General features: G+C 69.5%; 21 protein-coding genes. 15 read left to right on the top strand and 6 right to left on the bottom strand.

Going from position 1 to position 21,015, the window contains the following annotated elements; translation table 11 throughout:
- Window positions 1-78: 78 nt before the first annotated feature.
- The gene (locus tag ACF1AJ_RS14520) at window positions 79-975 is read right to left on the bottom strand and encodes an SDR family oxidoreductase (RefSeq protein WP_391507974.1); all 897 of its coding nucleotides are present in this window, start codon (window positions 973-975) and stop codon (window positions 79-81) included.
- A 274-nt stretch (window positions 976-1,249) separates the two neighbouring features.
- On the opposite strand from ACF1AJ_RS14520, the gene ACF1AJ_RS14525 reads away from it, so the two are divergent.
- The 8 genes from ACF1AJ_RS14525 to ACF1AJ_RS14560 all read left to right on the top strand — a co-directional run bounded on the left by ACF1AJ_RS14525 (window position 1,250) and on the right by ACF1AJ_RS14560 (window position 9,833).
- The gene (locus ACF1AJ_RS14525; RefSeq protein ID WP_309855153.1) at window positions 1,250-2,251 is read left to right on the top strand and encodes an SIS domain-containing protein; all 1,002 of its coding nucleotides are present in this window, start codon (window positions 1,250-1,252) and stop codon (window positions 2,249-2,251) included.
- 10 nt (window positions 2,252-2,261) lie between these two features.
- Complete coding sequence (locus tag ACF1AJ_RS14530) at window positions 2,262-3,185, top strand: PfkB family carbohydrate kinase (RefSeq protein ID WP_391507975.1); 924 nt, start codon at window positions 2,262-2,264, stop codon at window positions 3,183-3,185.
- A gap of 35 nt (window positions 3,186-3,220) precedes the next feature.
- Window positions 3,221-4,315 carry a LacI family DNA-binding transcriptional regulator gene (locus ACF1AJ_RS14535; protein ID WP_391507976.1) on the top strand — a complete coding sequence of 365 codons (1,095 nt, stop codon included), beginning with the start codon at window positions 3,221-3,223 and terminating at the stop codon, window positions 4,313-4,315.
- A gap of 239 nt (window positions 4,316-4,554) precedes the next feature.
- Window positions 4,555-5,877 (top strand): ABC transporter substrate-binding protein, encoded by a 1,323-nt coding sequence (locus ACF1AJ_RS14540; RefSeq protein WP_391507977.1) that lies wholly within the window; start codon window positions 4,555-4,557, stop codon window positions 5,875-5,877.
- A complete protein-coding gene (locus ACF1AJ_RS14545) occupies window positions 5,874-6,860 on the top strand; it encodes a carbohydrate ABC transporter permease (protein WP_391507978.1) in 987 nt (328 codons plus the stop codon). The genes ACF1AJ_RS14540 and ACF1AJ_RS14545 overlap by 4 nt, the downstream gene beginning before the upstream one ends.
- Window positions 6,854-7,690: a carbohydrate ABC transporter permease gene (locus tag ACF1AJ_RS14550; protein WP_309855145.1), complete on the top strand. Its 837-nt coding sequence runs from the start codon at window positions 6,854-6,856 to the stop codon at window positions 7,688-7,690. Before ACF1AJ_RS14545 ends, ACF1AJ_RS14550 begins: the two co-directional genes overlap by 7 nt.
- Window positions 7,691-7,694: 4 nt before the next feature.
- Window positions 7,695-8,864: an MFS transporter gene (locus tag ACF1AJ_RS14555; RefSeq protein ID WP_391507979.1), complete on the top strand. Its 1,170-nt coding sequence runs from the start codon at window positions 7,695-7,697 to the stop codon at window positions 8,862-8,864.
- An 87-nt stretch (window positions 8,865-8,951) separates the two neighbouring features.
- On the top strand, window positions 8,952-9,833 hold the full coding sequence (locus ACF1AJ_RS14560; protein ID WP_391507980.1) for a manganese catalase family protein: 882 nt from the start codon (window positions 8,952-8,954) through the stop codon (window positions 9,831-9,833).
- A gap of 64 nt (window positions 9,834-9,897) precedes the next feature.
- Here ACF1AJ_RS14560 and ACF1AJ_RS14565 read toward each other — a convergent pair whose 3' ends face one another.
- The 4 genes from ACF1AJ_RS14565 to ACF1AJ_RS14580 form a co-directional block, all read right to left on the bottom strand.
- Window positions 9,898-11,088 carry an MFS transporter gene (locus ACF1AJ_RS14565; RefSeq protein WP_391507981.1) on the bottom strand — a complete coding sequence of 397 codons (1,191 nt, stop codon included), beginning with the start codon at window positions 11,086-11,088 and terminating at the stop codon, window positions 9,898-9,900.
- A 55-nt stretch (window positions 11,089-11,143) separates the two neighbouring features.
- Window positions 11,144-12,082 carry a helix-turn-helix transcriptional regulator gene (locus ACF1AJ_RS14570; RefSeq protein WP_391507982.1) on the bottom strand — a complete coding sequence of 313 codons (939 nt, stop codon included), beginning with the start codon at window positions 12,080-12,082 and terminating at the stop codon, window positions 11,144-11,146.
- A gap of 63 nt (window positions 12,083-12,145) precedes the next feature.
- Entirely contained in the window at window positions 12,146-12,319 is a 174-nt protein-coding gene (locus tag ACF1AJ_RS14575) for a hypothetical protein (RefSeq protein ID WP_309855133.1), read from the bottom strand.
- A gap of 2 nt (window positions 12,320-12,321) precedes the next feature.
- Window positions 12,322-12,723, bottom strand: a complete 402-nt coding sequence (locus ACF1AJ_RS14580; RefSeq protein ID WP_391507983.1) for a ChaB family protein — start codon at window positions 12,721-12,723, stop codon at window positions 12,322-12,324.
- Window positions 12,724-12,869: 146 nt separating this feature from the next.
- Here ACF1AJ_RS14580 and ACF1AJ_RS14585 point away from each other — a divergent pair, with 146 nt between their 5' ends.
- The 6 genes from ACF1AJ_RS14585 (at window position 12,870) to ACF1AJ_RS14610 (ending at window position 19,369) form a co-directional block, all read left to right on the top strand.
- Window positions 12,870-14,084 carry a zinc-dependent alcohol dehydrogenase gene (locus ACF1AJ_RS14585; protein ID WP_391507984.1) on the top strand — a complete coding sequence of 405 codons (1,215 nt, stop codon included), beginning with the start codon at window positions 12,870-12,872 and terminating at the stop codon, window positions 14,082-14,084.
- A 52-nt stretch (window positions 14,085-14,136) separates the two neighbouring features.
- Window positions 14,137-14,910 carry an alpha/beta fold hydrolase gene (locus ACF1AJ_RS14590; protein ID WP_391507985.1) on the top strand — a complete coding sequence of 258 codons (774 nt, stop codon included), beginning with the start codon at window positions 14,137-14,139 and terminating at the stop codon, window positions 14,908-14,910.
- Window positions 14,907-15,617, top strand: a complete 711-nt coding sequence (locus ACF1AJ_RS14595; protein ID WP_391507986.1) for an esterase/lipase family protein — start codon at window positions 14,907-14,909, stop codon at window positions 15,615-15,617. The genes ACF1AJ_RS14590 and ACF1AJ_RS14595 overlap by 4 nt, the downstream gene beginning before the upstream one ends.
- 91 nt (window positions 15,618-15,708) lie before the next feature.
- Complete coding sequence (locus ACF1AJ_RS14600; RefSeq protein WP_391507987.1) at window positions 15,709-16,083, top strand: META domain-containing protein; 375 nt, start codon at window positions 15,709-15,711, stop codon at window positions 16,081-16,083.
- A gap of 179 nt (window positions 16,084-16,262) precedes the next feature.
- Window positions 16,263-17,696: a glutamate decarboxylase gene (locus ACF1AJ_RS14605; RefSeq protein ID WP_391507988.1), complete on the top strand. Its 1,434-nt coding sequence runs from the start codon at window positions 16,263-16,265 to the stop codon at window positions 17,694-17,696.
- A gap of 59 nt (window positions 17,697-17,755) precedes the next feature.
- Window positions 17,756-19,369, top strand: coding sequence for an amino acid permease (locus tag ACF1AJ_RS14610; protein ID WP_391507989.1), 1,614 nt, complete (start codon window positions 17,756-17,758; stop codon window positions 19,367-19,369).
- Window positions 19,370-19,373: 4 nt separating this feature from the next.
- On the opposite strand, the gene ACF1AJ_RS14615 is transcribed toward ACF1AJ_RS14610, so the two are convergent.
- Window positions 19,374-20,279, bottom strand: a complete 906-nt coding sequence (locus ACF1AJ_RS14615) for an SDR family oxidoreductase (protein ID WP_391507990.1) — start codon at window positions 20,277-20,279, stop codon at window positions 19,374-19,376.
- A 106-nt stretch (window positions 20,280-20,385) separates the two neighbouring features.
- Here ACF1AJ_RS14615 and ACF1AJ_RS14620 point away from each other — a divergent pair, with 106 nt between their 5' ends.
- Window positions 20,386-20,949, top strand: coding sequence for a helix-turn-helix domain-containing protein (locus tag ACF1AJ_RS14620; RefSeq protein WP_391507991.1), 564 nt, complete (start codon window positions 20,386-20,388; stop codon window positions 20,947-20,949).
- Window positions 20,950-21,015: the final 66 nt, after the last annotated feature.

Genomic DNA, 21,015 nt, shown 5'->3' on the forward strand with positions numbered 1-21,015 from the left:
TCCTCCGTCTGCCCTGGGCCTGGGACTGACGCACGCGCGCGGACGCCGGGCGAGCCGACGGCCCGCCCGGCGCATCGGTCACGGAGTGGGCATGCCGCCCGTCACGGAGAGCGTCTCGCCGATCACGTAGCTCGACTCGGGCGACGCGAGGAAGACGTACGCGGGCGCGAGTTCGGCGGGCTGCCCGGGGCGTCCAAGCGGCGTCTGCTGCCCGAACTCGGGGATGGCCTCGGCCGGCTGTCCCTTGCTGACCTGCAGCGGGGTCCAGATCGGTCCGGGAGCCACCGCGTTGACGCGGATGCCCTTCGGCGCGAGTTGCTGCGCGAGAGCCTTCGTGAAGGCGTTGATCGCGGCCTTCGTCGTCGCGTAGTCGACGAGCTGCTCGCCCGGCTGGTACGCCTGGATCGACGTGGTGTTGATGATCGTCGCGCCGGCAGGGAGGTGCGGCAGCGCCGCGCGCGTCAGCCAGAACATCGCGTAGACGTTGGTCTTCATCGTGTGGTCGAACTGGTCGTCGGGGATGTCCGTGAGGCTCTCCGTGGCGATCTGCTTCCCGGCGTTGTTGACCAGGATGTCGATGCCGCCGAGCTCATCCAGCGCCCGCTTCACGATCTCGTCGCTGAAGGCTCGCTCCTTGAGGTCGCCCGGGATGGTGACGGCCGTGCGGCCGGCGTCGCGGATGAGGCCGGCGATGCGCTGCGCATCCTCTTCCTCCTCCGGGAGGTACACGAGGGCCACGTCCGCGCCCTCGCCCGCGAACGCGATCGCGGTGGCAGCGCCGATCCCGGAGTCGCCGCCCGTCACGATCGCCTTCCGGCCGGTCAGGCGGCCGGTGCCGACGTAGCTGTCCTCGCCCAGGTCGGCGCGGGGGCTCAGGTCGCTCTCGAGACCCGGCTCGGGCACCTGCTCCTCGTCGGGGGAGATGCTGGGGTAGCGGTCCACAGGGTTGTCGAAGGTGTACTGGTTCTCTGGCATGCCCCCACGCAATCACCGCGCGCGCGTGCGTCCAGGGGGCTGCGCGCGCCCGCATCCCGGGGTATGCCCCTCCCTCCCTGCCTCTCACTTCGCCGAAGTGCACGCTGTGGCGCACCTCCACGGCGTGTCGACCGCAACAACGTGCACCTCGACGAAAAGAGGGACAGGGAGGGGAGGCGAGAGAGGGGAGGGGGTGTTGCGGAAGGAGTCGGGCTGTGTCACGATTGAGACGAATTGATACCGGTACCAAAAACGGATCGGTGGAGGGAGACACATGCTGGGCTTCAACGAAGAGGAATTCCTGGAGCAGGTGCGCAGCACCGTCGCGCTGCGATCGCAGATCGAGGAGCTGGCCGAGCGCGTCAGCGCCGGGCGCTGGAAGAACATCTACTTCATCGGCGCGGGCGGCACCTACGCCGCAGCACTGCCGTACGAGCGCTTCTTCCAGACGCGCTCGTCGTTCCCGGTGCGCGCCGTCATCGGCAAGGAGTTCATCCTCGCGCCGGACCCGCAGTTCGGCCCGGACTCGGTCGCGATCTTCGCCTCCGTCTCCGGCACCACCGAGGACATCATCGACTGCGTCGAGTTCGCCCGCGAGAAGGGTGCGCTGACCATCGGCTTCACCGGCCAGGCCGACAGCCCGATCGCCTCCGCGGTCGACGAGGTGCTGCTCTCGGCGCCTAAGGCGTGGCCGTTCGACGTCCAGTTCCTCACCTTCGGCGCGAAGCTCCTCTCGCTGCGCGGCGAGTTCGACGGCTACGACCGCCTGGTGAAGGATCTCGAGGCGATCCCCGAGGCGCTCGTCTCGGTCACCGAGCAGGCCGACCCGATCGGCAAGGCGTTCGCCGAGAAGCACGCCGACACCGACTACCACTTCCTGACCGGATCGGGTCAGCTGTGGGGCTTCACCTACCTGTACTCGATGTGCATCCTCGAGGAGATGCAGTGGCTCACCACCACGCGCGTCCACGCCGCCGAGTTCTTCCACGGCTCGCTCGAGCTCATCGAGAAGGACACCAGCATCCTGGTCTTCGCCGGTGAGGATGAGACCCGTCCGCTCACCGACCGCGTCATCGCCTTCGCGAACGAGTACAGCGACGACGTCACGGTGATCGACACCAAGGACTACGAGCTCCCGGGAGTGAGTGACGAGTTCCGGGGGCTGCTGGCCCCGATCGTCGCCGACGCCGTGGTCGACCGCTTCAGCAAGCACCTGGCCCAGGTGCGCGACCACTCGCTCGACCTGCGCCGGTACTACCGCGTCGTGGCGTACTGAGCGGGCGCCGATGAGCACGGTGCGCGTCCTCGGTCTCGGGGACAACATCGTCGACCGGTTCGTCGACCGCGGGGTCGAGTACCCGGGAGGGAACGCCGTGAACGTCGCGGTGTTCGCCCGGCAGCTCGGCGCCGAGGCCGCGTACCTGGGGGTGTTCGGCGACGATGAGCAGGGGCGCTTCGTGCGGCAGGCCATCGAGGACTGCGGGGTCGACACCTCGCGGTCCTCGGTGCGCCCGGGCCCGAACGGCGTGACCGAGATCGAGACGGTCGACGGCGAGCGGAGGTTCCTCGGGTGGAACCACGGCGGCGTCACCCTGAGTGATCCGGTCCGGCTGGGGGAGGATGACGTGCGCTACGCATCCGGCTTCTCCCTCATCCACTCGAGTGCGTACTCGGGTGTCATCCCGGAGCTGCCGAAGCTGGCGGCGACGCGGACCCTGCGCTCGTACGACTTCTCGTCCGAGCCGGAGTACCGCACCGGGGAGTACCTGGATTCGGTGGGCCCGTGGATCGACCTGGCCCTGGTCTCGCTCGGCGAACTGTCGCGCACCGACACCTGGGCCGAACTGCGGCGGATCGCCTCGCACGGCCCGTCGCTCGTGCTGGGGACCCAGGGGGATGCCGGCGCCGTCCTGTTCGACGGCGATGCGTACTACTACTCCGACGCGGCTCCCGTGCCTGGTCCGTTCGTCGACACGATGGGTTGCGGCGACGCCTACGTGAGCGCGTTCGTGGTTGAATTGCTGCGATCCGGCTGGCGCAAGAACGCCCGACCGGGTGGCGCGGCGCTGCATCGGTCGATGCGGCGTGCGGCGCAGTTCGCCGCCCGGCAGTGCACGGTCGAGGGCGCGTTCGGTCACGGGCGTGCCGTCGACGAGGCGGCGAGGACGGTCGGTTCGCTTCCGCCGGTGGCGGCGGGCGACGTGGGCTGAGGGCGTGAGCCGCCCCGGATCAGGAAGGGGTGGCGATGTCCACGGAGCGCGACCACCGCATTCCCTCGCCGACGATCTCGGAGGTGGCGGCGGCCGCCGGCGTCGGTCGGGCGACGGTCGCCCGGACGCTCGGCGGTTACGGCTCGGTGAGCCCGAAGACGCGGGATCGCATCCTCGCCGTCGCGAAGGAGCTCGGCTACCGTCCGAACACGATCGCGCGCAGCATGACGACGGGCGAGACCCGCACGCTGGGCGTCGTTCTCGCCGACGTAGGCAATCCGTTCTTCGCCGGCGTGCTGCGCGGCATCACGGACGCCGCCAGGAGGGCCGACTACGACGTGCTCGTGCTGAGCACGGACGAGGACCTGCAGCTGGAGGCGGCCGCGATCGACGTGCTCGTCGACAAGCAGGTCGACGGGATCGCGCTGGCGCCGGCGGCGGGCCGCAGCGCCGAGCTGACGCACCTCGACATCGTCGCGAAGCGCGAGATCCCGCTGGTGCTGCTCGACCGCCTGGTGGACACGGTGGATGCGGACGCGGTCGTCATCAACAACCGTGAGGCGTCGCGCCAGGCCGTCATGTCGCTGATCGAGAAGGGCCACCGGCGCATCGCGTTCGTGTGGGGCCCGGTCACGACGGAGCCGGCCGCGGACGCCGACGACCTGCGGCGCATCATCGACCACGCCCTCTGGAGCGACGGCGAGCGTCTGCTCGGGTACCTGGACGCGCTGGAGCTGGCCGGCATCCCGTTCGACACGTCTCTGGTGACGCACGTGCTGAAGAACGAGTCGCAGGCGACCAGGGCGGTGCTGGGGATGCTGTCGCTGTCGGATCCGCCGACCGCGATCTTCGCGACGGAGACGGATGCGCTGACCGGTTCGCTGCGTGCCCTGCGGCAGCGCGGGCTGCGCTGCCCGGAGGACGTCTCGCTCATCGGCTTCGACGACAGCTCGTGGGCGAGCGTGATGACCCCGCCGATGTCGGTGGTCGCCCAGCCGATGCACCAGCTCGGCGAGCTCACCGCCGAGTGCCTGCTGGCCCGGGTCGCCGGGAGCGACGCCCCGACCGCCACCCACGTCCTCGAGGCCGACTTCGTCGAGCGCGCCTCCGTGGCCCCGCCGCGCTCCTGACCCCTCTCCCGCGCTCCCCCGCACCCCTCCCTCACGCGATTTGCGCCAAATCGCGGTTATCGCCGACCCATAACCGAGATGTGGCACCAATCGCGCACAGGGTGGGGGGTGCCGCGATTGGGCAGTGTTGATACCGGTACCAAAATCACGTATAGTCGTCGCAATCGGTCGCCGAGAGCGACCCACGATCCAAAGACGGGTCAGCGGACACCTCGACCGCACGACCCGCACGACGGGAGATGAGCGTGAAGAAGACCAGGACCATCACGGCAGCGACAGCGGGCGTCATGGCGCTCGCACTCACCGCGTGCTCCTCCGGCGGCGGCGGCTCGGCCGACATCACCGCGAAGCCGGACTACTCCGGCAGCATCAGCATCCTCACCGCCGCGGCGGGCGATCCGCTCGGCTCGTACTTCGAGAACCTGGTGAAGGACTACAAGAAGCTCCACCCCGACGTGAAGATCACGCTCGCGCAGGAGACCGACGACAACGCGATCAAGGACAAGGAGAAGGTCCTCATCGGATCGCAGTCGCTGCCGGACATCTACTTCAGCTACGCCGGCAACTGGGGCGAGAACTTCGCCGCCAACGGCCTGGCCGTCGACCTCAGCTCCGTCATCGCGCCCGGTACGACCTGGGGCGACACCTTCGGCGAGGGATCCCTGAACGCGTTCAAGTACGACGGCAAGTACTACGGCATCCCGCAGTACGTCGACGGCAAGTTCATGGGCTACAACAAGAAGATCTTCGCCGACCTCGGCCTCGACGTGCCGAAGACGCTCGACGAGCTCATCTCCGACTGCTCGACCATCAAGGCCGCCGGCATCGTCCCGATCGCCTTCGGCAACAAGGACGGCTGGCCGGGCCTCCACTACCTGGGTCAGCTGTTCGCCTACGACGTTCCGCAGAAGACGCTCGAAGCCGACCTGCTGCCGAAGACGGCGAAGTACACCGACGACGGCTACGTGCAGGGGATGAAGCAGTTCCAGGAGCTCGTCACGCAGTGCACCGGCGACGCCTCCAACTCCAACGGCGTCACCTACACGACCGCGCAACAGCAGCAGGCGACCGGCAAGGCGGCCATGTACTACCAGGAGCTCATCGAGTTCGACTCGGTGAACACGAAGGACAGCCAGCTCAGCAAGGACGGCTTCGGCATCTTCCAGCTCCCGGCTCCCGCCGACGCGAAGGGCGACAGTTCGACGCTGGAGGCGGCTCCGGAGGGCTACATGATCAACAAGAAGAGCAAGAACGCCGCGCTCGCTCTCGACTTCATGAAGTTCGTCATGAACAAGAAGAACGCGACGACCCTGTCCTCGCCGCCCTACGGCCAGCCGAGCGCGGTGAAGGATGTGGTGACCGACCAGATCGCGACCCCCGCCGTGGCGGAGGGCACGAAGCTCGTGAACGACGCGAAGTCCACCGTCGTCTGGCTGGACATGGCCAACGTGCCCGACGTCGGCGACGCGTGGGTCTCCGTCTCCGAGGGCCTCGTCTCCGGCAGCCTCACCCCGGAGGCCGCGCTGAAGGCCGTGCGACAGGCGTCCGAGAAGGCGAAATGACCACGACACAGGCGCCTCAGCCGGCCGTGCGGCCGCGCACCCCGTCCCTCGCGGGCTCGGGTCGCGGCCGCACGGCCCCGGCTCCGGGCGACACGGCCCGGCGGGGCGCCGGGCGTTGGCGCGGCCTGGTCTGGCTCATCCCGGCGCTGGCCGTCCTTGCCGTGTTCGTCTACTGGCCGCTGATCCAGAACGTCGTCTTCAGCTTCCTGAAGTGGAACATCTACAGCGGCGACCAGACGTTCGTCGGCGTGGAGAACTACGCCGACCTCGCCCAGGACCCGATCTTCTGGAGGGCGCTCGGCAACAACACCTGGTACGCGGTGCTGTCGATCGTGTTCCAGGTGTTCGGGGCTCTCGTCCTCGCGGCCATCGTCGAGAGCGTCCGCAGCGAGCGCTGGCGGAAGGCGTTCCGGGCGATCTACTTCATCCCCTCGGCGATCTCGCTGACCGTCGCCGGCCTCCTGTTCTACTTCATCTACCAACCGCAGACCGGCATGCTGAACGTCTTCCTCGACAACGTCGGGCTCGGGCAGTTCTCGCAGGCGTGGCTCGGTCACGAGGGAACGGCGATCTTCGCGATCATCGCGATGAGCCAGTGGCAGGGTTTCGGCTACAGCGTCCTGCTGTTCTCGGTGGCGTTGCAGCGCATCCCGCAGGAGCTGTACGAGGCGGCCAACCTCGACGGCGTCGGGCCGATCCGTCGCTTCTTCCAGGTGTCGCTGCCCCTAGTGCGCGAGATGACCGGCCTGATGATGATCGTCACCATCTCGGGCGCCTTCCAGGTGTTCAACGAGGTCATGGTGATGACGAGCGGCGGGCCGAACAACTCCAGCCAGGTGCTCGGCACATGGCTGTACCACGCGGGATTCGTCACCAACGACTTCGGTTCTGCTGCCGCGATCGGCGTGGCGATCTTCGTGATCACGCTGCTGCTGGCCGCCGCCCAGCTGGCCTACTCGCGCAAGAGGAGAGTGGAATGGTAGTCCTCGCCCGTCTCGGCCGCTGGTCGCGCAGCGCCCTGGTCTGGGCTCTGCTGCTGGCCCTCGTCGTCGTGGTCCTCTACCCGCTGCTGTGGATGGTGACCAACGCCCTGAAGACCAACGCCGAGCTCTTCGGCAACCCCTTCGCGCTGCCGACCGAGTGGCTGTGGCAGAACTTCGCCAAGGCCTGGAACCAGGGCGTCGGCGACTTCGTGCTCACGAGCGTCTCGCTGACCGTGCTGGCGACCCTTATCACCGAGCTGATCAGCGCGTGGGCGGCGTACGGGCTGACGCGGGTGAACATCCCCCTCAACCGCACCTTCACCGTGATCGTGCTCGCCGGTCTGATGCTGGCGCCGACGGTCGCGCTCATCCCGCTGGTGAAGCTGTTCCAGGCCTGGGGGCTGTACGACACGTTCTTCGGTCTGCTGATCCTCTACACGGCGTTCCGCATCCCGTTCACGGTCTTCCTGATGCGCGCGTACATGCTCGACCTGCCGCGCGAGGTGGATGAGGCCGCGTCGATCGACGGCGCTTCGCGGGCGGCGACCTTCTGGCGGATCATCCTGCCGATGAGCATGCCGATCGTCGCGACCACGATCGTCCTCAACGTTCTGCAGAACTGGAACGAGTACCTGTTCGCGATGATCTTCACCAGCGGGACGGGCGTGCAGACGCTTCCCGTGGGTCTCGCGGACATGATGTCGAAGAACGGCACGCAGTACCCGGTCGTGTTCGCGGGGATGGTGATGGCCGCCCTGCCGATGGTCATCCTGTTCTTCGTGTGCCAGCGCTACTTCGTGCGCGGTCTCGCCGGCGGCGTGGGCAAGTAGCGGGGTGCGGACGTACCTGGAGCTCGTCCGCGTCCCCGGGGTCCTGCGGGTCACGGTCTCGCAGCTGGTGGCGCGCTTCCCGCTCGGGATGCTGTCGCTCGCCGTCCTCTTGCACGTGCGGCACGCCAGCGGGTCGTACGCGCTGGCCGGTCTCGTCGTCGCGTGCGTGAGCGTGGGCGAGGCGGTGGCCATGCCTCTGGTCAGCCGGTCGGTCGGGGTGCTGGGCATCCGGCCGCCGGTGCTGGTAGCCGCCCTGCTGAACGCAACGGGGATGCTCCTGCTCGCGTTCGGACCGCCGCATCCCGCGCTGATGGTGGCGCTCGGGGTGGTGATCGGCGCGTCTGTTCCCCCGCTCATGCCGGTGGTCCGCGCGCTGTACCCGCGGCTGGTGCCGCGCCGGACCGTCCCGGCGCTGTTCGCCCTCGACACCTCCGCGCAGGAGCTGATCTGGATCACCGGACCGGTGGTCGCCACACTGCTCAGCGGCGCGGTGTCGACACAGGCGCCGCTCGTGCTCGCTGCGCTGGTGACGCTCGGCGGCACGGTGTGGTTCCTGCTCGCCCCGCACATCGCGGGCGTCCGGCTGCCGCGCAGCAGGACGCGCCCCGGCACCGTGCTGCTGACGCGGTCCGTTCGCCTGGCCGCCGCGACGAGTTTCGCGCTGATCGCGTCGTTCGCCGCGCTCGAGATCGCGCTGGTGGCGCGCTTCGACGGCCACGGCATCCTCGCCGGGCTGGCGATCGCGATATCGAGCCTGGGGTCGCTCATCGGCGGGATCGCGTTCGGTCACCGGAGCTTCGGGACGAGGAGTCTGGCGGCCGTGCTCGGTGGTGTGGCCGTCGCGACGGCGGCTGCCGGGCTGGTCCCCGGCATCCCCTTGCTCTACGGCGTGCTGTTCCTCTCGGGGCTCGGCTTCGCGCCGTCGCTGGCCGCCCTGTACGCCATGGTCTCATCCGCTCTTCCGGAGACCGCGACCCCGGAGGCCTTCGGCTGGCTCAACACGGCGGGGCTCGTCGGTGGAGCGACCGGCACCGCGGTCGCGGGGGTGCTCGGGGATGCGCTCGGTCCGGCCGGCCCGTTCGTCGCGGCGACCGTTGCATCCGTGGTCGCCGCGCTGCTGCCCCTCACGCCGGGCCTGCGCCCCGCACCGGGGCACAACACTGACGCCCATTAATCGCCCGGCCCGCCGAGCTGTCAACGGCTGGGATGTGCGAATCCCCCGCGTACCTCTGGAAGCACCAACCAGAAAGGGGATCTTCGTATGTTCTTCCACCGTCAGGAGATGCAGCACACCGCGAAGCCGGACAAGCCGGATGCCGTCTACGCCAGGAAGCTCCAGGAGGTGCTCGGCGGTCAATACGGCGAGATCACCGTCGCGATGCAGTACGGCTTCCAGGCCTGGAACGTCCACATCCCGGGCAAGTACCGGGACCTCCTCTTCGGCATCGGGGCGGAGGAGTTCGGTCACGTCGAGATGCTCGCCGTGATGATCGCCCAGTTGCTGGAGAAGTCGCCGCTCGGCATCACGGAGGACGCCGTGCAGGACGACCCGGTCGTCGCAGCGGTCGTCGGCGGCACGGATGTGCAGCACGCCATCGTCGCAGGCGCGGGAGCCCGGCCCGTGGACAGCAACGGCAACCCGTGGCAGGGCAGCTACATCACCGCGAGCGGCAACCTCCTCGCCGACTTCACCGCCAACGCGAACGCCGAGATGCAGGGTCGGCTCCAGGTCGCCCGGCTCTATCACATGACCGACGACGCGGGCGTCCGCGATCTGCTCTCGTTCCTGCTCGCACGCGACACCATGCACCAGAACCAGTGGATTGCCGCTGCCGCCGAGCTGCGCGAGGAAGGCGCGGAGGACCTCCCGGTTCCGAGCAACTTCCCGCTCAACAAGGAAGACCGCGACGTGGCCTATCAGTACATCAACTTCTCCGATGGGGCTGCTGCCGCAGAGGGCCGCTGGGCGAGCGGACCCACGCCCGACGGCAAGGGCGAGTTCACCTACCTCGACGGGCCGCAGGCGACGGTCCCGATGCCGCCGCCCACCCACCCCGACTCCCGGTTCTACGGCACGACGGAACTGCCGAACACCGTGGAGAAGGTGGCGGGGGCTGTTCAGGACAAGCTGAACAAGGAGTGAGTCACTCCTCGTGCGGCAGGCTCCGGGCCACTCGGAACGTCTCGAGGCTCGGGTCTGCCGCATCTCACGCGTCGGTGAGTTCCACCGCGTCCGCCCGCCGGCGAAACGCCGGCAGCAGGAGCGCCACGACCGTGAGGACGGCGAAGGCCGACGCGCACGCGATGATGCCGCCGGCCGACCCCGACCGGTCGAGCACCAGGCCGGCGAGGATGGGCGTGATCGGCGCGACCAGACCGACCACCAGCACGACCGTCGACTGCACGCGGCCGACCAGATCGTCGGGGGAGCGACGGGAGACCTCTCCGAACAGCGATGCCGCCACGACCGGAGCGGAGAGGAACGCGACCGCGCCGGCAACGCCGATGAGCACGGGCGACTGCAGCGGGAGCAGGGCGAGCGTGGCGGCGGTGTCGAGCGCTGCCGCGATCCGGAAGACCGCGCCCGGCCGCAGCCGTCGCTGTACGGCCGGGGTGATCAGGGCGCCCACCAGACCGCCCGCCGCGCTGATGCTCGACATCAAACCGATGCCGGCGCTGCCCGCGCCGCGATCCTGCGCCACCACGATCACGATCAGGCCCACCGCGGAGAACGTCGCCGTCAGGAAGGCGACCCAGAGAGCCGCGGGCAGCAGGAGCGGGTCCGAGCGCAGCCAGCGCCACGCGCCTCCGCGCGCGCCGGCCGCCGTCCGCGGCGCGGGGACGGGCGGCACCGCCAGGATGAGGACGAGCGACACGAGATAACTCCCGGCGTCGACCGCGAACGGCAGCCACGGAGCGACGCCGAACAGTGCCCCGCCGGCCAGCGGCCCCAGCAGCCCGGCCAGCTGCGAGCGCGACTGCATCCGCCCCACCGCCACCGAGCGTTCCGAGGGCGGTGTGATCGCTCGGATCATCCGGAACTCCGCCGGCCCGAACACTGCGCCGGCCGTCACCTCGAGAGCGACGATCGCGACCACGAGACCTGTTCCCGCTGCACCCGAGGCGACGGTGACGGCCAGCGCCGCCAGGAGCGCGCATCGCATCCCGTCGGCGGTCAGCATCAGGGCGCGTGGCGGGTTGCGGTCGGCCAGCGAGCCGGCCGGGAGCCGGGTCAGCAGGCCGGTGGCGGCGACGACCGCGCCCACCAGGCCCGCTTGAGCGGCCGATCCGGTGAGCTGGAGGATGAGCAGCGGGTAGGCGAGGGAGGAGACGCTCGTCCCGAACTGCGAGAAGGCCTGCGACAGCCAGAGTAGGGCGAAGGAGCGTCGCGGGTCCATCCGGGGATTCTACGAAGTCGGTTGGCCCCTTCGTCAGCGGTAGCGGGGAGAAATCTCAGTCCTGCAGCGCCACCGCGGGGTGCATGCCGTACGCCTCGCGGTAGCGGCGGGCGAAGCGGTCGAGGTCGGCGAAACCCCACCGGCCCGCCAGGTCGGCGAGATCCGTGGTCGCCGGGTCGGAGACCTGGAGCTCCGTGTGCGCAGCAGAAAGTCGCACCTGCTGGAGGTAGCCCTGGGCCGTCGTCCCCGCGTGGGTGCGGAAGGCGGCGTGGAGTTGCGCGATGGTCGTCCCGGCCGCCCCGGCGATGTCCGTCACGGTGATGGGAAGGGAGGCGTAGTCCTCGATGAACCGCACAGCCCGGCGGTACGACTCCAGCTGAGCTGCGGGCGTCTGCGCCTGCTCCCGGGGATCGGTGCTCAGCGAGAAGCAGTTCAGCGCGGCCAGCGACAGCGTGTGGAAGAGACTCGCGCGCACCAGCGGATGCCGGAACGTGCCCGACTCCATGTATTCGGCGGCGACCGTCGCGGCCGTCATCATGTACTCCGCGTGCTTCGGGCTGCGCGTCTCGGCCGATCCGAACACGACAGGGCCCTCGTGGCCCAGCGCCGTGGCCGCCACGTCGCTCAGGATCTGCGGCGACAGGAAGATGTTGACGACGTCGCTGTCCTCGGCGAAGCAGGTGAAGTCGTGACCCGGCCGGATCAGGAAGGGCGACCGCGTGCCGAAACCGCGCTCGCCGTCGATGTCCCAGCGGTACACGTCGCTCTTGACGTTCACGATGACGACGTCGTCGAAGTCACCGGACGTCTCCCACTGGCCGCCGATCGCGTATCGCGCGACCGAGAACGAGGGGTCGATCGCCTGGTCGACGTCGAAGGAGAAGTCGTTCTGCGGCAGCTGCGCGAAGGCGAAGCGGCCTCCGGCGGCAGCCATCGCGGCATCCGCCTCCTCCGGATCGGAGGTGTGGCTGTGCAGGCGCGTGAAGTCAGCCATCCGCCAACGCTACCTCGCTCTCCTGAGGAAAGGGAGGGCGAGGGGTGATTGACGCGGCGCCCGCTACTCGGTATGGCCGAGCACGCCGACCGGGATGCCGAAGGAGAGTGCGATGCAGACGATGCCCGCGAAGAACACGAGGCCCTGCCATGCCGGGAAGGTGTCTGCGAATCCGAGGAGGAGGAGCCCCACCAAGAACAGGATGAAGCATCCGATGAACGCGAGCACGTCGCCCATTGCTAGCCCTTCTTTCGTTTGGCCGCCGTCTCGCGGCGATTGGCGCGCTTGATCTCGTCGATCAGCTCGTCCTTCGTCATGCGCGTGCGGCCGGAGATGTCGAGGCGCTTGGCGATGTCGAGCAGGTGGGCCTTCGACGCGTTCGCGTCCACGCCCTCCTCGGTCGGTGCGTTCGTCTCGCGGCCGCCTGCCGCCTTCCGGTCCGACGGCCCGTTCTCGGCCTTGCGCTCCCAGTGGTCGCCGACCTTCTCGTACTCGTGCTTGAGTGCGGCGAAGGCGGTGCGGTGCGCCCGTTCCCCCTCGCCGTACTCCTCGACAGCCGAGTCGTGCGCCTTCGACCAGAGGGCCTGGGCGTGCTTCTCGGAACGCTCGAGGGTGGAGGGCAGCTCCTGCGATGCGGGCATGGTCCTGTGGTACTCCTTCCGCTGCCGTCGGGGCTAGTACTTCTCCACAGCTACCCCGCTCCCCAGGGTTTTCAACCGGGTGCTCGTAAGGCCCCCGCCGCGCGTACCGTCACGCCAGTCTGGAGAAGCAACCGGGAGGAGACATCATGAAGGCGATCGTGTGGCACGGCGTCGGCGACATCAGGCTCGACGACGTACCGGACCCGACCATCCAAGAACCCACCGACGCGATCGTGCGCATCACGACCAGTGCGATCTGCGGCACCGACCTGCACATGGTGCGCGGAACGATGTCCGGCATGGTGCCCGGCACGGTGCTCGGTCACGAGGCCGTCGGCGTGGTCGAGGAGGTGGGGGATGCGGTGCGCGGATTCTCGCCGGGCGACCGCGTGATCGTCTGCTCCACCATCTCCTGCGGCGTCTGCCCGCAGTGCCGCGCCGGGAACACCGCCCAGTGCGACGTCGCCAACCCGAACGGCCCCGCGGCCGGGACCTCCTTCTTCGGCGGACCGGAGACGACGGGCCCGGTGAACGGGCTGCAGGCGGAGTACGCCCGGGTGCCCTGGGCGCAGCACACCCTCATCCCGCTTCCGGAGGCGGTCAGCGACGAGCAGGCCATCCTGCTCTCCGACATCTTCCCCACGGCGTGGTTCGGCGCGGAGCTCGCCGGCGTCAAGCGCGGCGACACCGTCGCGGTCTTCGGTGCGGGCATCGTCGGTCAGCTCGCCATCGCCTCGGCGTTCCGGCAGGGCGCCGGCCGGGTGTTCGCCGTCGACGGCATCCAGACCCGGCTCGCGCAGGCTCTGGAGCAGAACGCCGAGATCATCGACTTCAACTCCGAGACGCCGGTCGACGCGATCCTCGAGCTGACCCGCGGGGCGGGCGTCGACGCGGTGATCGACGCCGTCGGGGTGGATGCGCAGCGCCCGAAGAGCGGCCCTGCCGCCGAGCAGGCGCAGGAGCAGGCGTCGGAGTTCGAGGAGGCGCAGCGGGAGGTCGCGCCGGAGACGAACCCGCAGGGCGACCTCTGGGTGCCGGGCGACGCCCCGACCCTGGTCTCGCAGTGGGCGGTCGAGTCGGTCGCGAAGGCCGGGCGGATCGGCATCATCGGCGTCTACTCGCCGCAGTTGACGCACTACCCGATCGGCGCCGCGATGAACAAGAACCTCACCGTCCGGATGGGCAACTGCAACCACCGCGCGGTCACGCCACCGCTCATCGACCTCGTCGCGGCCGGCCTGTTCGACCCGACGCGGTTCATCACGCAGGAGGTCGGCGTGGTCGATGCGCTGGAAGCCTACGAGAGTTTCGACCGCCGCGAGGAGGGCTGGCTCAAGACGGTGCTGGAGCCGTCGGTGTGAGGCCGAGCCGCCGCCGGCGGGCGGGCGGAGGCGGCCCGGGTAGCGTGGAGGGGTGACCGACGACCTGACGCCTCCGCTCCCGCCCCGCGCCGTCGTCACGGTCGACACCGGTCCGCAGCGGCCGGCGCCGCAGGACGGCGACGCGACGGCTCCCGTCTTCGTGCTCGTGCATGGCATCGGGGTCAGCTCGCGCTACTTCGAGCGGCTGGTGCCGACGCTCGCCGAGGAAGGACGGGTCGTCGCCCTCGACCTGCCCGGATTCGGCAAGGCCAAGCCGTTCCGTCCGGATCACGGGCTCTCCGTCGCGGAGTTCGCGGACTCCGTCGCCGCCCTCCTCGACGACGCCGGCATCGCCGACGCCGTGGTGGTCGGCCACTCGATGGGCACCCAGGTCGCCGTCTGCCTGGCGGCCCGCCGGCCCGACCTCGTGCGCGGCCTCGCCCTGCTCGGCCCGGTGATGGCACCTCAGGATCGCAATGCCGTGAAGGCCGGAGTCCTGCTCGGGCTCGACACCCTGCGGGAGGATGCACGCGGCAACCGCATCGTCATCGGCGACTACCTGCACTGCGGACCGGCCTGGTATCTCGCTACGCTGCCCGCCATGCTGGAGTACCGCATCGAAGACGAGCTGGAGCACGCGAACGTGCCCGTCGTCGTGGTCCGCGGGGCCCGCGACCCGATCGCCCGCGACGAATGGGTCGCCGAGCTGGCGAAGCGCTCCGGTGGCGCCGCCGCACGCGTGCCGTCCGTCGCCCACCTGGTCATGCACGGCGCGCCCTGGCGCACGGCCGCCCTCATCTCTCAGCTGGTGCGGGTACCCGGATGAGGCGCACCCTGCTGCGCCGCGCCGGCGTGCTCGCGCTCGACTGGCTCTACGCCGGCCGTCACCAGCTGCGCGCGGCGTTCGACCGCAGCAACCCGGACGCGCTCGTTGCCGGCGAGGGCTCGCGCACACCCGTCGTGCTCATCCCCGGCATCTTCGAGACGTGGCGCTTCCTTCGCCCGCTCGCCCAGCACATCCACGCGTCCGGTCACCCGGTGCACGTCGTCACCGCGCTCGAGGACAACCGGATGTCCGTGCCGGAGGCCGCCGCGCTCGTCCAGCGTCATCTCGACGAGCACGACCTCAGGGATGTCGTCATCGTCGCGCACAGCAAGGGCGGCCTGATCGCCAAATACCTGATGGGGATGCCGGACTCGGGCCCGCGCATCCGCACCACCGTGGCCGTGGCCACGCCGTTCGGCGGTTCGTCGCTCGCGCGGTTCATCCCCATCTCGAGCGTCCGCGCGTTGATGCCGTCGTCGCCCGGACTCGTCCGGCTCGCGCTCAATCGCGCGGTGAACGCCCAGATCATCTCGGTCTGGGGATGGTTCGACCCGCACGTCCCCGCCGGCAGCAGGCTCGAGGGCGCGCGCAACATCGAGCTGGACGTCGGCGGACACTTCCGCATCCTCGCCCGGCCCGAGCTGCTCGCCATCGTCGACGAGGTGCTGTCCCCGGCCGCCGTCGCCGACGATCGATCCGACGACTGAGCCGTCGGGCGTCCGGCCGCGCGCGCCGATTCCCCCTGTCGCTGACAGCCGCCGCGGCGCTACCCTGACGCCGAGAAAGCGGGGAGGGGCCATGCTGCGCCAGCGACGGATACGACACCTGACGGCGGTTGCCGCCGCGGTCCTGCTGCTCGCCGGCTGCGCCGGCACCCCGAGCGGCCAGGCGGTCGTCGGACGCTGGGGTTCCACGTCCACAGGGCAGCCGAACCTCGACATCGAGAACGACGGCACCTTCTCCGGCTCCGACGGCTGCAACACGCTCTCGGGCAAGGGCCAGATCGAAGGAGACGAGATCACCTTCGGGCCCATCGCATCGACGCTCATGGCCTGCGAGAACGTGGACACCTGGCTCAGCAAGGCGGCCACGGGCAACGTCTCGGGCGACACGATGACCGTCCTCGACGACGGCGGCTCCACGATCGGCACGCTGAACCGATCCGGCTCCTGAGGCCCGCTCGGCACGGACGTCGCGGAAGCCGGAAAAGCCGCGACAACTGTCTATCGCGGCGAATCACGCCCTCGTTACGGTGACGCTGTTCGCCCGGTCACGGATCGGCCGGCCGGACGACGTACAAGCGAACGTCCACTGCGCGAGCCGGTGCCCGCGCCGTCCGAGGAGTGAAGCGAATGACCATCTCAGAGTCGAAGGAGCGGGCGAAGGCGTCGCAGTCGCCCTCCACCGCCTACACCGGCACCAGCGACCGGACCCAGCTCAACCCGATCTTCGCCCGGCCGGGCGAGAGCACCGATCTGCCGGTGGACCGCATCCCCGATAACGAATCGCTGCCCGAGACCGCCTACCAGATCGTCCACGACGAGTCGATGCTCGACGGCAACGCCCGCCTCAACCTGGCCACCTTCGTGGGCACCTGGATGGACGATCACGCCGCGCGGCTCTACGCCGAGTCGGCCGACAAGAACATGATCGACAAAGACGAGTACCCGCAGACCGCGGCGATCGAGACGCGGTGCTGGAAGATGATCGCGGGCCTGTGGAACGCACCGGATCCGGAGAAGGCGATCGGCACCTCCACCATCGGCTCGTCGGAGGCGTGCATGCTCGGCGGGCTCGCGCTGAAGCGCCGCTGGCAGCAGGCGAGAAGGGCCGAAGGCAAGTCCACCGAGAAGCCGAACCTCGTGCTCTCCAGCGCCGTCCAGGTCTGCTGGGAGAAGTTCTGCAACTACTGGGACGTCGAAGCCCGGTACGTGCCGATCAGCCTCGACCACAAAGTCCTCGACGGCTACGAGCTGGAGAAGTACGTCGACGAGAACACGATCGGCGTCGTCGCGATCATGGGTGTCACCTACACCGGGATGTACGAGCCGGTGGAGCAGATCTCCGAAGCCCTCGACCGCATCCAGGCCGACACGGGACTCGACATCAAGATCCACGTCGACGGAGCATCGGGCGGGATGATCGCGCCGTTCCTGCAGCCGGAGCTGTCGTGGGACTTCCGCGTCGACCGCGTGGTCTCCATCAGCACCTCCGCCCACAAGTACGGCCTCGTCTACCCGGGCCTCGGCTGGGTCGTCTGGCGCACGGTCGAGGACCTCCCGGCCGACCTCGTGTTCGACGTCACCTACCTCGGCGGTCACATGCCGACGTTCGCGCTCAACTTCTCGCGTCCGGGCGCGCAGGTGCTGCTGCAGTACTACCTGTTCCTGCGGCTCGGCTTCGACGGCTACTACCGCGTGCAGAAGGCGTCGCAGGATGTCGCGCTCTACCTCTCGGGGGAGATCGCCAAGATGCCCGCGTTCGAGCTGTGGAACGACGGCTCCGACATCCCCGTCTTCGCCTGGCAGCTGAAGGAGGGGCACACCGAGAACTGGAACCTGTACCACCTGTCCGAGCGCCTCCGGCTGAAGGGATGGCTCATCCCCGCCTACCCGATGCCCGACGACATCAGCGACCTCACCGTCCAGCGCATCGTCGTGCGCAACGGGCTGAGCCGCAACCTGGCGGAGTCGCTGGTGAGCGACATCCGCGAGGCCGTCGCGTACCTCGACCAGCTCGAGGGCCCGATGCCGATAGAGGGCCAGACGGCCTCCTTCACCCACTGACCGCCCGACCGGCGATCGAGACCCCGGCGCACCGCGCCTCACACGAGCGGGAGAAGACCATGACCGCAACGAGCGAGCCCAACAAGGCCGCGACGGGCCACACGCGGGCGGACGGCACGCCGGCCCCCGGCCCCGACCACGTCAAACCGCATCCCTTCGACTCCGTGCCGCACAAGCCGGCGATCGGGTCGCCCGGCACGACGGCCCGCACATTCATGAGCATCACCCAGCTGGCGATGCTCACCGTCGTCGCCGTCGCGTCCCTGCGCAGCCTCCCCGCCATGGCCGGGTACGGGCTGGGCTCGGTGACCCTGTTCATCATCCCGGCGATCTTCTTCCTGATCCCGGTGGCGCTGGTCGCCGCCGAGCTGGCCACCGGCTGGAAGGGCGGCGTGTTCACCTGGGTGCGGATGGCGTTCGGTGAGCGCTGGGGATTCCAGGCGATCTGGCTGCAGTGGGTGCAGAACGTCGTCTGGTACCCGACGCAGATCGCGTTCATCGCGGCGTCGCTGGCGTTCGTGTTCCTCGACCCGAATCTGGCGAACTCCGGCCTCTACACCGCGATCGTGATCCTCGTCATCTACTGGTTCTCGACCTTCATCACCCTGCGCGGCGGCAATCTGTTCGCGAAGGTCGGGTCGTGGTCGGGGCTCGCGGGCACGATCTTCCCGGGCATCCTGCTGATCCTGTTCGGGGCGATCTGGCTCGGGACGGGTCAGCCGAGTGAGACGCCGCTGCAGGCGTCGGCGATCATCCCGCCGTTCACCGGCATCGCCTCCATTGTGCTGATCGTCTCGAACGTGCTGGCGTATGCCGGCATGGAGGTCAACGCCGTCCACGCGAACGACCTCAAGAGCCCGGGCAAGGGCTACCCGAAGACGGTGCTCATCGCGTCGATCCTCATCCTCGGGATCTTCATCTTCCCGACGATCGCGATCGCGGTGGCTGTTCCGTCGTCCGAGCTCGGGCTCACCACCGGCATCAACCTCGCGTTCAAGACCTACTTCGACACCTGGGGGATGTCGTGGGCGACCCCGCTCATCTCCCTGCTGATCGCGCTCGGCGCGTTCGCGTCGGTGGTCACCTGGATCGCGGGCCCATCGCGCGGTCTGCTCGCCGCGGCGCGCTCGGGCTACCTGCCCACGTTCCTGCAGCGACGGAACAAGGCGGGAGTGCAGGTCGGCATCCTGAACGTGCAGGGCATCGTGGTCACGCTGCTGGCCGCGCTGTTCATCTTCGTGCCGAACATCAACACCGCGTTCATCCTGCTGGTGGACATGGCCGCGGCGCTCTACTTGATCATGTACATGATGATGTTCGCGGCCGCGATGCGGCTCCGCCGCACGCACCCGGACGTCACGCGCAGCTATCGCACTCCCGCCATGGGCCTGATCGCGACGATCGGCTTCCTCGCCTGCCTGGCCGCGTTCGCGCTCGGGTTCGTGCCGCCGGAGGGTTTCGCGGCGGGTGCACCCGGATGGGCGTACCCGGCCCTGGTCGCGGTGATCGTCATCCTGCTGGGCGTGCCCCCGCTGATCTTCTATGCGGCCCGTCGCCCCGGCTGGGACCAGCGCACGCCAGCAGAGAAGACGACCTTCGACGACGTGCTGGTGAACCCGCCCGCCGAATCCTCGTCCTCCTCGTCTCCACCCCCTCCGCCTCAAGCCCCGTGAGGGGTCAGGCCGCGGCGCGGGCGAAGTAGGAGCCGGCAGCCAGGTCCTCGAGGAGGGTCGGGCCGGTCGGCTCCCAGTCGAACCGGCGCTGCGTGAGCGCGCTGGACGCCTGGAGGTCGAGGGCGAAGATCCGCCCGATCCACCCGAAGTGCGCGTCGACGTCGGCAGGGTCGATCGAGGCGGCGGGAACGCCGAGCCCGGCGCCGATCGCCTCGGCGATGTCGCGGGTGGGCACCCCCTGCTCGGCGATGGCGTGCACGACGGTCGCGGCCCCGGCGTTCTCCAGTGCGCGGACGACCAGGCGGGCCGCATCCCCCCGGTGCACGGCCGGCCAGTGGTTCGACCCGTCGCCGACGTACCCGGCCACGCCCTTCTCACGGGCGACGCGCACCAGCTCCGCGGTGAAGCCGTGGTCACCCGCGCCGTGGACGGTCGGGGCGAAGCGCAGGGCGACCGGATGGATGCCGCGGTCGACGAACCCGAACGCCAGCTCCTCCGCGCCGCCGCGCGGGGCATCCGGTCCGGAGAACGGCGCGAGGTCGTCCTCCGTCGCGATCTGGCCGGGTGCGATGAAAGCCGTTCCGGAGGCGAACAGCAGGGCGGCGTCCCTACCCTCGAGGGCGTCGCCGAAGGTCTTGAGCGCGGCGCGCTCGGAGCGCCCCGCTCCCGCCTGGTCGCTGAAGTCGTGGTTGTAGCCGAGGTGGATGACGGCGTCTGCTTCGGCGGCGGAAGTGCGCAGCACCTCGAGGTCGCCCAGCCCGCCGGAGACCGGTTCGACGCCCGCGGAGCGGAGGCGCGCGGCAGACGCGTCAGACCTCGCGAGCCCGCGGACCTCGTGGCCGGCGGCGAGGAGTTCGGGGACGACAGCTGATCCGATCCAGCCCGACCCTCCGGTGATGAATACACGCATGATGTGCTCCTTTCGCTCGTCTCTTCCCGGTCGATCGACCGCTGATGTCAGAGACTGACGTCAGCGTAGCATTCATGTCAGCGACTGTCATCACTACACTGGCATCATGGGACGCTGGGAGCCGGACGCACAGGGCCGCCTCGCGCGCGCCGCCCTCGAGCTCTATCTCGACCAGGGCTACGAGCAGACGACGGTCGCCGACATCGCTGCGCGCGCGGGCGTGACGGAGCGGACGTTCTTCCGTCACTTCGCCGACAAGCGCGAGGTGCTCTTCGCGGGGTCGGCCACGTTCCAGGCGACGGTCCTCTCGGCGATCGCCGAGCACGAGGGCGGCACGACCGCACTTGCTGCCGCCGCTGCCGGGATGGATGCCGCGGCGGCGTTCCTCGAGAGCAGCCCCGACCCGACGTTTGCACGTCGCCGGGCGGCCGTCATCGCGGCGAACGCGAGCCTCCAGGAGCGCGAGCTGCTCAAGCTCGCGACCGTGGCATCCACCTCCGCGGCCGCCCTCGTGGAGCGCGGCTTCGATCCGGACGAGGCGGCCATCGCCGCCGAGGCCGCGATGGCCGCGTTCCGGCTCGCCTTCGAGCGCTGGGTGGCGTCCGACGAACCCCTCGACCTCCGAGGACTCGTGGCCGAGGGCATTGACCGGTTCCGCTCCCTCGCCTGACCGGAGCCCTGGCGTAGACCCATGGCGGTGGGAAGATATTCGCACTGTCAGCGGTGGCGCGGCATC

This window comes from Leifsonia sp. NPDC014704 (genome assembly GCF_043083605.1).
Taxonomy (GTDB): domain Bacteria; phylum Actinomycetota; class Actinomycetes; order Actinomycetales; family Microbacteriaceae; genus Leifsonia.

What these genes read in the sequence shown, in the direction of transcription:
- ACF1AJ_RS14570 (WP_391507982.1), bottom strand. Translation starts at nt 12,082, where the DNA reads ATGGCTGACTTCACGCGCCTGCACAGCCACACCTCCGATCCGGAGGAG.
- ACF1AJ_RS14575 (WP_309855133.1), bottom strand. Translation starts at nt 12,319, where the DNA reads ATGGGCGACGTGCTCGCGTTCATCGGATGCTTCATCCTGTTCTTGGTG.
- ACF1AJ_RS14525 (WP_309855153.1), top strand. Translation starts at nt 1,250, where the DNA reads ATGCTGGGCTTCAACGAAGAGGAATTCCTGGAGCAGGTGCGCAGCACC.
- ACF1AJ_RS14530 (WP_391507975.1), top strand. Translation starts at nt 2,262, where the DNA reads ATGAGCACGGTGCGCGTCCTCGGTCTCGGGGACAACATCGTCGACCGG.
- ACF1AJ_RS14610 (WP_391507989.1), top strand. Translation starts at nt 17,756, where the DNA reads ATGACCGCAACGAGCGAGCCCAACAAGGCCGCGACGGGCCACACGCGG.
- ACF1AJ_RS14550 (WP_309855145.1), top strand. Translation starts at nt 6,854, where the DNA reads ATGGTAGTCCTCGCCCGTCTCGGCCGCTGGTCGCGCAGCGCCCTGGTC.
- ACF1AJ_RS14540 (WP_391507977.1), top strand. Translation starts at nt 4,555, where the DNA reads ATGAGCGTGAAGAAGACCAGGACCATCACGGCAGCGACAGCGGGCGTC.
- ACF1AJ_RS14600 (WP_391507987.1), top strand. Translation starts at nt 15,709, where the DNA reads ATGCTGCGCCAGCGACGGATACGACACCTGACGGCGGTTGCCGCCGCG.
- ACF1AJ_RS14620 (WP_391507991.1), top strand. Translation starts at nt 20,386, where the DNA reads ATGGGACGCTGGGAGCCGGACGCACAGGGCCGCCTCGCGCGCGCCGCC.
- ACF1AJ_RS14535 (WP_391507976.1), top strand. Translation starts at nt 3,221, where the DNA reads ATGTCCACGGAGCGCGACCACCGCATTCCCTCGCCGACGATCTCGGAG.
- ACF1AJ_RS14595 (WP_391507986.1), top strand. Translation starts at nt 14,907, where the DNA reads ATGAGGCGCACCCTGCTGCGCCGCGCCGGCGTGCTCGCGCTCGACTGG.
- ACF1AJ_RS14565 (WP_391507981.1), bottom strand. Translation starts at nt 11,088, where the DNA reads ATGGACCCGCGACGCTCCTTCGCCCTACTCTGGCTGTCGCAGGCCTTC.
- ACF1AJ_RS14615 (WP_391507990.1), bottom strand. Translation starts at nt 20,279, where the DNA reads ATGCGTGTATTCATCACCGGAGGGTCGGGCTGGATCGGATCAGCTGTC.
- ACF1AJ_RS14545 (WP_391507978.1), top strand. Translation starts at nt 5,874, where the DNA reads ATGACCACGACACAGGCGCCTCAGCCGGCCGTGCGGCCGCGCACCCCG.
- ACF1AJ_RS14605 (WP_391507988.1), top strand. Translation starts at nt 16,263, where the DNA reads ATGACCATCTCAGAGTCGAAGGAGCGGGCGAAGGCGTCGCAGTCGCCC.
- ACF1AJ_RS14580 (WP_391507983.1), bottom strand. Translation starts at nt 12,723, where the DNA reads ATGCCCGCATCGCAGGAGCTGCCCTCCACCCTCGAGCGTTCCGAGAAG.
- ACF1AJ_RS14560 (WP_391507980.1), top strand. Translation starts at nt 8,952, where the DNA reads ATGTTCTTCCACCGTCAGGAGATGCAGCACACCGCGAAGCCGGACAAG.
- ACF1AJ_RS14520 (WP_391507974.1), bottom strand. Translation starts at nt 975, where the DNA reads ATGCCAGAGAACCAGTACACCTTCGACAACCCTGTGGACCGCTACCCC.
- ACF1AJ_RS14585 (WP_391507984.1), top strand. Translation starts at nt 12,870, where the DNA reads ATGAAGGCGATCGTGTGGCACGGCGTCGGCGACATCAGGCTCGACGAC.